The 8,170-nt window shown below is 53.4% G+C and carries 8 protein-coding genes; 1 reads left to right on the top strand and 7 read right to left on the bottom strand.

The window, feature by feature from the left end; all coding sequences use genetic code 11:
• On the bottom strand, nucleotides 1–167 hold a 167-nt coding region (locus tag CMR03_RS06285; protein WP_208625009.1), incomplete at its 3' end, for an aquaporin.
• 417 nt (nucleotides 168–584) lie between these two features.
• Between CMR03_RS06285 and zapB the strand changes: the two genes are divergently transcribed.
• Nucleotides 585–824 (top strand): cell division protein ZapB, encoded by a 240-nt coding sequence (gene zapB / locus CMR03_RS06275; protein WP_063877679.1) that lies wholly within the window; start codon nucleotides 585–587, stop codon nucleotides 822–824.
• Between the two features lie 53 nt (nucleotides 825–877).
• On the opposite strand, the gene rraA is transcribed toward zapB, so the two are convergent.
• The 6 genes from rraA to priA form a co-directional block, all read right to left on the bottom strand.
• Nucleotides 878–1,363 (bottom strand): ribonuclease E activity regulator RraA, encoded by a 486-nt coding sequence (rraA, locus tag CMR03_RS06270; protein WP_063877678.1) that lies wholly within the window; start codon nucleotides 1,361–1,363, stop codon nucleotides 878–880.
• A gap of 161 nt (nucleotides 1,364–1,524) precedes the next feature.
• Nucleotides 1,525–2,862, bottom strand: coding sequence for an HslU--HslV peptidase ATPase subunit (hslU, locus tag CMR03_RS06265; RefSeq protein WP_063877677.1), 1,338 nt, complete (start codon nucleotides 2,860–2,862; stop codon nucleotides 1,525–1,527).
• Nucleotides 2,863–2,872: 10 nt separating this feature from the next.
• Nucleotides 2,873–3,403 carry an ATP-dependent protease subunit HslV gene (hslV, locus tag CMR03_RS06260; protein WP_063877676.1) on the bottom strand — a complete coding sequence of 177 codons (531 nt, stop codon included), beginning with the start codon at nucleotides 3,401–3,403 and terminating at the stop codon, nucleotides 2,873–2,875.
• An 88-nt stretch (nucleotides 3,404–3,491) separates the two neighbouring features.
• Complete coding sequence (gene ftsN, locus CMR03_RS06255) at nucleotides 3,492–4,472, bottom strand: cell division protein FtsN (protein ID WP_096011096.1); 981 nt, start codon at nucleotides 4,470–4,472, stop codon at nucleotides 3,492–3,494.
• A gap of 156 nt (nucleotides 4,473–4,628) precedes the next feature.
• Nucleotides 4,629–5,663, bottom strand: a complete 1,035-nt coding sequence (cytR, locus tag CMR03_RS06250) for a DNA-binding transcriptional regulator CytR (RefSeq protein ID WP_096011095.1) — start codon at nucleotides 5,661–5,663, stop codon at nucleotides 4,629–4,631.
• 164 nt (nucleotides 5,664–5,827) lie between these two features.
• Nucleotides 5,828–8,023: a primosomal protein N' gene (gene priA, locus CMR03_RS06245; RefSeq protein WP_063877673.1), complete on the bottom strand. Its 2,196-nt coding sequence runs from the start codon at nucleotides 8,021–8,023 to the stop codon at nucleotides 5,828–5,830.
• Between the last annotated feature and the right edge of the window lie 147 nt (nucleotides 8,024–8,170).

Below are 8,170 nucleotides of genomic sequence, written 5' to 3'. Positions count from 1 at the left end.
GCCATAGAAACGGCCAGCCCCCAGATGATACAGATTTCCCATTGGCCAAACGTGGCACCAGCCAGCTTAAGCGCGGCAACGCAACCCGCGCCAAAAAACAGGATCAAACCGGTACCCAGAAATTCGGCAATACACTGACCTTTGAGTGTGGTTGTAGTCTGACTCATGATAGTTGTTCCTGAAGCGAGGTTAAATTTTATCAGTTTTTGTTCTCATTCCTTGAGCCGCCCATCTTTAATGTAGGGCTGATGTTAATTTATCGTTAACGAGCATAAACGAGAAATAGCGAAATCGATTTTTGTGTGGTCTGTCAAAAAAATGCGCGTTTTCGCGTGTTTTGGTTTTCCTTAAGCGCCATTCAGGCCGTTTTCAGCAGCGTTATTCCGGCTTCGCTAAGCAAACGCACGGAAAAGGAACATTTTAGGGATAGGCTGAAAAATGTTACTGACGGCGGTCTGCAGGCCCGCGTTGCTGGACTTGCGTGATGAGGCTACATACAATCGGGACAACGTTGCTGGTAAACGCCTTTTGTGCGAAAGCTGGCATCATCAACGCCTTGCAGGATTTTAGGAGAGGTCAGAAAGATGTCATTTGAAGTGTTTGAGAAACTGGAAGCAAAAGTACAGCAGGCGATTGATACTATCACCTTGCTGCAGATGGAAATTGAAGAGCTGAAAGAGCAGAACAACAACCTGCGTAACGACGCGCAGAATGCTGCTGGCAACCATGAAGCACTGGTGCGCGAAAATCAGCATCTGAAAGAGGAGCAGCATGTCTGGCAAGAACGCCTGCGTGCGCTGTTGGGAAAAATGGAAGAGGTATAAGCCTCAACTAATGCGAAAAACGGGTGCTAAGCACCCGTTTTCGTTTGCCGACATTATTCTATGTCGAGCGGATCTTCCGATAAAATCATACCGGTATTGTCAGCATAGAGATGGTCGCCTGAGAAGAAGGTGACGCCACCAAAATTGACGCGCACATCGCTTTCGCCAATGCCTTCACCTGCGGCGCCTGCCGGAATAGCGGCGATAGCCTGAATGCCAATCTCCAGCTCTTCCAGCTCGTCCACCTGACGCACTGAACCGTAAACCACGATGCCTTCCCACTCGTTTTGCGTCGCCAGCCGGGCAAGTTGTGCGTCCACTAAGGCGCGGCGTACCGAACCACCGCCATCAATCAGCAACACGCGGCCCCGACCGTTTTCTTCCAACAGATCGTAAAGCAGACCGTTGTCTTCAAAACATTTCACTGTGGTTATCTGACCGCCGAATGAGGTCCGCCCACCGAAATTTGAAAAAAGCGGTTCAACAACATTCACGTCTTCGTGGTAGATGTCGCAGAGTTCAGAAGTATCGTATTTCATAAGGGTTTCGTCTGTTTGCCACAGGAGCGCTAAGTATATCGCTTTATGTCAATTGTTGGCAAAATCATCAGCTTTAAAAGACCTGTATTGCATCAAGCGCATGCAGAAAAAAGCCCAACCAAACGGGCTGGGCCTTGATATAACACATGGACAGGCGAGCGTTACAGAATAAAGCGGCTCAAATCTTCATCTGCCACCAGTTCATCCAGATGCTTGCCGACGTACTCTGCGTCGATGGTGACGGATTCGCCGCTACGATCGCTGGCGTCATAGGAGACGTCTTCCATCAAGCGTTCCAGCACGGTATGTAAACGACGTGCACCGATGTTTTCGGTGGTTTCGTTTACCTGCCATGCCGCTTCGGCGATACGGCGAATACCGTCATCCGTGAAATGGATACTCACGCCTTCGGTATTCATCAGTGCTTTGTACTGTACCGTGACCGAGGCATTAGGTTCGGTCAGGATGCGTTCGAAATCATTAACCGTCAACGCCTGGAGTTCAACACGGATCGGTAAACGGCCTTGCAGCTCAGGAATCAAATCTGACGGGCTGGCAACCTGGAACGCACCGGACGCGATAAACAGGATATGGTCAGTTTTGACCATGCCGTGCTTGGTCGATACGGTACAGCCTTCCACTAGTGGCAAAAGATCGCGCTGTACACCTTCACGAGATACATCCGGGCCGCCCGCGTTTTGTCCGCCGCGCTTACAGATCTTGTCTATCTCATCAATGAAGACGATGCCGTGCTGTTCAACCGCGTCGATAGCATCCTGTTTCAGCTCTTCCGGGTTCACCAGCTTGGCGGCTTCTTCTTCAATCAGCAGCTTCAAGGCTTCTTTGATTTTCAGCTTACGCGGCTTCTGTTTCTGACCGCCCAGATTCTGGAACATCGACTGCAACTGGCTGGTCATTTCTTCCATTCCCGGCGGTGCCATGATTTCAACGCCAGGGCCGGTTGCGGCTAAGTCGATCTCGATTTCTTTGTCGTCGAGTTGGCCTTCACGCAGTTTTTTACGGAAAGCCTGACGAGCAGAAGAGGGCTCGCTGGCTTGTTCGGCTTGTCCCCAGTTGTTTTTAGCCGGTGGAATCAGCACATCAAGGATGCGTTCTTCCGCCATTTCTTCTGCACGGTATTTGTTCTTTTCGATAGCCTGGCTGCGCACCATTTTGATGGCGGAGTCAGTCAGGTCACGAATAATGGAATCAACTTCTTTACCCACGTAACCCACTTCAGTGAATTTCGTGGCCTCAACCTTGATAAACGGCGCGTTGGCCAGCTTCGCCAGACGACGGGCGATTTCGGTTTTACCGACACCGGTCGGGCCGATCATCAGAATATTTTTGGGTGTCACTTCGTGACGCAGCTCTTCGTCCAGCTGCATACGGCGCCAGCGGTTACGCAGGGCAATAGCCACGGCGCGCTTGGCGCTGTCCTGGCCAATAATAAAGCGGTTCAGCTCGCTGACGATTTCGCGTGGAGTCATCTCAGACATGTTTAGATCCTTACGACTTGGACGTTAATTCTTCAAAATTAACGTTGTGGTTGGTGTAGATGCAAATATCGCCAGCGATATTCAGCGATTTCTCAACGATGTCGCGTGCGCCTAAGTCAGAGTTTTCTAACAGCGCACGCGCAGCTGCCTGGGCGAAGGGGCCGCCAGAACCGATAGCAATAAGGTCGTTTTCAGGCTGAATGACGTCACCGTTACCACTGATAATCAGTGATGCCGATTCATCCGCCACTGCCAGCAGGGCTTCCAGACGGCGCAACATTCTGTCGGTGCGCCAGTCTTTGGCCAGCTCAACGGCTGCTTTCACCAAATGGCCCTGATGCATTTCAAGTTTGCGTTCGAAGAGTTCAAACAGGGTAAAGGCATCTGCGGTGCCGCCAGCAAAGCCGGCAATCACTTTATCGTTGTAAAGACGACGCACTTTTTTGACGTTGCCTTTCATTACGGTATTACCGAGCGTAGCCTGGCCATCACCGCCAATCACTACCTGGCCGTTGCGTCGAACACTTACTATTGTTGTCACGGGCAGACCCCTTTTACTGTCGGAAAAAAGCTCCGCGCCCAAGGCGCGGAGGATCATGCAGACAGATATGGGGTAGGTTTGACGGGTTTCAACCCCCAACGGCGAGCGGAATGCAGCCGGAATGTCCTGAAGCGCGCAGACGTTTTAGCGTGCTGTCTGCACTGGCGCGGTCTTTGAAGGGCCCTACCACGACACGATTCCATCCGCCGCCGGACGTCAGACGGCTTTCAAAACCTTCAAACGCCAGCGCAGCGCGCACCGATTCCGCCTGTTCTGTTCCCTTGAAAGAGCCACACTGCACCATCCAGCGCTGCGTAGCGGCTTTTTCGGCCGGTTTCGCTTTCGCGGTTTCCTGCGTTTTAGGCTGAGCGGCAGGTTCACGCGTGACAGGAGCAGGTTGTGTCTGTTGCACGTTCTGCGTGGGCTGTTGCTGACGCTGAGTATGCTGTTCCTGCAACGGCTGCTGATGCTGCTGTACCTGTTGCTGGCGTTGTTGTTGCTGTTGTTGTACCTGCTGCTGGCGTTGCTGCTGCTGTTGTTGTATCTGCTGCTGACGCTGCTGCGACTGCAGTTGCTGCTGTTGAAGTTGCTGTTGTCGCTGGAGTTGCAGCGTTTGCTGACGTTGTGCAGGCGTCTGCTCGTTCCACGGCACTTCATTCAGTTGGGTGGGTTGCTGGCGCATATCCGCCTGCATTTGTTCAAGCAGCTGGCGTTGCTCATCGGTGAGCTGTGTATGTGACTGCACTTCGCCACCGGAGGTCGGTTCACTTGGCGTCGGTACAGTGACCTGGCGGTTTTCCAGCTCTTTTATGTACTTCCAGCGCTCTTCAGGCTTTGGCGGTAAGCCATTCCCGTTGGCTTTATGATCCGTAATAACCGGCACATCTTCTTTTTTATGATGCGCCAGGAACCATAAACCACCGGCAAAGGTCACTAATACAGCAACCGCCAGTACAATCATTATTTTAGAGGTGCCTGAACCGCTTTTTGTTTTTTTGCCACGGCTGGGGCTTTTTTTGCGACGCGTCCCTGTTGAACGCCCGCGGCCTACATAATCTTTTTGTGCCACTCTCGTCCTGATACCCTTGAAAATATGATGCCACGTAGGCGAATCCGTTGTTACTGCACGCCCGGCAAGGAGCCCGCCATGTTACTTAAGGGCTGGAACTTTGACCAGCAATGATAGCCTTAAGAATCCCCTGAAAATAGCGGAACATTTTACTTATCACTCATCCTTTTTTGCCAATGTTGTGCTATCACGGACCACCAGTTCAGCATCCAGCAATGTCGAACCATTGTGAACGCCATGACCCTGTAATTCATTCAGTAACAGCCGTACGGCTTCACGACCAATTTCAAAACACGGTTGTTTCACCGTGGTGAGCGGTGGCTCGCAGTAGCGCGACAGTTCAATATCATCAAAACCCACTACCGACAGGTCTTCGGGCACGCGCAGGCCCATGCGTTTTGCCTGACTGATAGCGCCGATGGCCATGATATCGCTATGACAAAACAGGGCGCGCGGCGGTTGCGGTAAAGCCAGCAGCTGATTCATGGCGGCAACACCCGATTCAAAGGTGAAGTCGCCTCGGACGATATAAGTCGGTTCCACGCTGATCCCACTACGGCGTAACGCCTGTACATAGCCCTGCAGGCGATACTGACAGAGCGCAACGTCTTCCGGGCCGGTCAGGCAGGCAATACGTTTATGACCAAGCTGTAGCAGATGATTGACTGCTACAAACGAGGCCGTCAGGTTGTCGATATTGACTGTTGGCAATGACATTTCGGGCGCAAATTCAATCGCCATCACCATCGGTGGGAGATTGCGCTGTTCATCAGGACTTACATCGAAAGGTAACTGCGCGCCGAGCAGCACAATGCCATCGATCTGACGAGTCAGCATCAGGTTTAAAAACGTCCATTCCTGCGGTTTTTGATGAGCACAGTCGCCGATAAGCACCAGATAGCCGGCCTTCGACGCGGCTATCTCGACGCCCCGAATAATTTCACTAAAAAAGGGATCGCAGATGTTGGGGACGATCAGCAGAATAGTTTGTGTGTCGTTGCGTCGGGCATTGCGGGTTACACTCTGAGCGGTGTAACCGACGGCAGCGACGGCCTGTTCGACTTTCTGACGCGTCGCCGAAGAGACTTTTTCCGGATTCATTAGCGCACGCGACACGGTGGCGGTCGAGACGCCGGCTTTTTCTGCGACGTCTTTCATCGTGGCGGCGGCCGACGGTTGATTCTGATCCAACACATGCTCCTGATGCGTAATCGCGCATTCAACGTTCGTATCGTCTGATGTGAAAACAAGCCTGGCACTATTGTTATCGATTGGGCGGCAGGGCCGTTACTTAATTTGCATAAAAATTGTGACTTATGCGACGTATTTCGATCCCTCTCACAACCTCACCGGACTCAGCTTTCGGTCGGATCAACATCCAGCGTCCACTTTACCTTGCGCGATGCAGGTAACGTACTTATCAGCGGTAACGAACTGCTCAACAGCTGTTGCAGGCGTTTCCGGGACGGATGTTGTACCAGTAACTGCCAACGCCAGCGGCCACTTCGCTTAGGTTGCAGCGCAGGCAGCGGCCCCATGAACCACATTGACGCGTCCTTAAGCGGGCTGGATTCCAGCATATTGCGTAGCTGTTGCAGAAATTCTGCAGCCTGATGATTATCTAAATCTTCTGCACGGAACAGGGCATGATGCGTCCACGGTGGTAAAAACACCGACTGACGTTCCAGCAGGGTTTGTTGTGCGAAAGCGAAGTAACCCTTGTGAAGCAGGGTTTGCAGAAGCGGGTGCTCAGGATGGTGAGTTTGCAGCAAGACCTCGCCCTGCTTACCGGCTCGCCCTGCGCGGCCGGCAACCTGAGTATAGAGCTGAGCGAAGCGTTCCGCGGCCCGGAAGTCAGCGGAAAACAGTGCACCATCCACGTCCAGCAGCGACACCAGGGTGACATCAGGAAAATGATGCCCTTTTGCCAGCATCTGCGTCCCCACGAGAATACGCGCGCCGCCGCGATGCACATCGGCCAGATGCTGTTCGAGCGCGCCTTTACGGCTGGTGGTATCACGATCGATACGCGAAACCGGCACGCCGGGGAATAACGTCCCCAATTGTTGCTCAAGCTGTTCTGTCCCGACGCCCACGGGGAGTAAATGGGTGGAACCACATTGTGGGCACTGATTGGGCAACGGCCGCTGGCTGTCGCAATGGTGGCAGCGCAGTTGGCGATGATGCTGATGCAGGGTGTAATAGCGATCGCAGCGTTGGCACTCAGCAATCCAGCCGCAATCGTGGCAGAGCAGCGCTGGTGAAAAACCACGGCGGTTAAGAAACAGCAAGACCTGGTTATCTGCTTTCAGGTGCTGACGCATTTTAGCGATCAAGGCAGGCGCGAGGCCGCCGACCAGTTGTGCGCCTTTCAAATCGATAAGCTGCTGCAGAGCGGGTTTGGCATTACCGGCGCGTTTCATCAGGTCAAGCTGACGGTATTTCCCGTTACGAACGTTATGCAGCGTTTCCAGCGCCGGTGTGGCGGACCCCATGATAATAGGAATATTTTCTTCATGGGCGCGGAACACGGCCAGATCGCGTGCCTGATAGCGCCAGCCTTCCTGCTGTTTGTAAGAGCTGTCGTGCTCTTCATCAATAATGATCACGCCCGGACGTGCCATCGGTGTAAACAGGGCTGAACGTGTGCCAATGATGATGGCATTTTCGCCCCTGCGCGCCCGCAACCATACAGAAAGGCGCTCGCTGTCATTCAGGGCGGAATGCAGCACATCCACCGGGGCATCAAAACGCTCGCGGAAACGGGCAATCGTTTGTGGCGTCAACCCAATCTCCGGTACCAGCACCAACGCCTGCTTGCCTCTGGCCAGCACGTTTTCCAGTACGCTGAGATACACTTCGGTCTTACCTGAACCGGTAATCCCTGCCAGCAGCCAGGCAGCATAATGTTCATCTTCACTCCGCATCGCGCCGACCGCCGTCGCCTGATCGGTGTTCAGCCGAAGACGTTCACCTTTAACGGCAAAGCTGCTGCGCCAGTCATGCATCTGTGGCTGATGCTCATGCAGTTCACACAATCCTTTGGCGCGCAGTGCCTGCATGGCAGCATCGGTAAGGTCATGCTCACTCACTTCGTGGCGATAAAGCGGCTGCTGTCTGAGCGTTGCAAGCCCTTGCTGTTGTTTAGGCGCCCGCTTAAGGCTTTCCGGCGCGGTAGCGCGGCCCTGTTCGGTAATTTCCCAGCGCCATAAAGGATTATCCTGAGCGGGTTTACCTTGTCTCAGCAGCACCGGTATGGCATGGCTCAGTACCTCGCCGAGAGGCGAATGATAGTAGTTCGCGGCCCAGTGAAGAATCCGCCACAGTGAGGGCGGAAATAGCGATTCGCTGTCCAGTACGGCAATGACCTGCTTGAGCTGTGCTGCCGGCAGGTCGCTTTTGTCAGGTAACGCGACCACAATGCCGGTCATTTTTCGGTTGCCAAAAGGCACGATCACCCGACCACCGATGACTGGCTGCACGCCGTCAGGAGGCAGATAGTCAAACAGGCGTGGAAGGGGAACGGGCAGGGCAACCTGAACAACGGGCATAGCAATCTCTTTCCGGTTCATCTAGCAGGGCGGTTAGTGTACACGCTGGCACGCGCGGGGTGTATCTCAGGTGACATTTGCAGCATCAAACATTAGCCTGTATAATATGCCGCCTTCGGTAAGAAAGACCTTGCCGGAGTACACCAT

This window comes from Pantoea allii (assembly GCF_002307475.1).
Taxonomy (GTDB): domain Bacteria; phylum Pseudomonadota; class Gammaproteobacteria; order Enterobacterales; family Enterobacteriaceae; genus Pantoea; species Pantoea allii.
This window is presented reverse-complemented; position numbering and strand designations above follow the sequence as displayed.

Bases quoted from the DNA above. Each gene is read 5' to 3' on its own strand.
- zapB (WP_063877679.1), top strand. From the start codon at position 585: ATGTCATTTGAAGTGTTTGAGAAACTGGAAGCAAAAGTACAGCAGGCG.
- rraA (WP_063877678.1), bottom strand. From the start codon at position 1,363: ATGAAATACGATACTTCTGAACTCTGCGACATCTACCACGAAGACGTG.
- priA (WP_063877673.1), bottom strand. From the start codon at position 8,023: ATGCCCGTTGTTCAGGTTGCCCTGCCCGTTCCCCTTCCACGCCTGTTT.
- hslU (WP_063877677.1), bottom strand. From the start codon at position 2,862: ATGTCTGAGATGACTCCACGCGAAATCGTCAGCGAGCTGAACCGCTTT.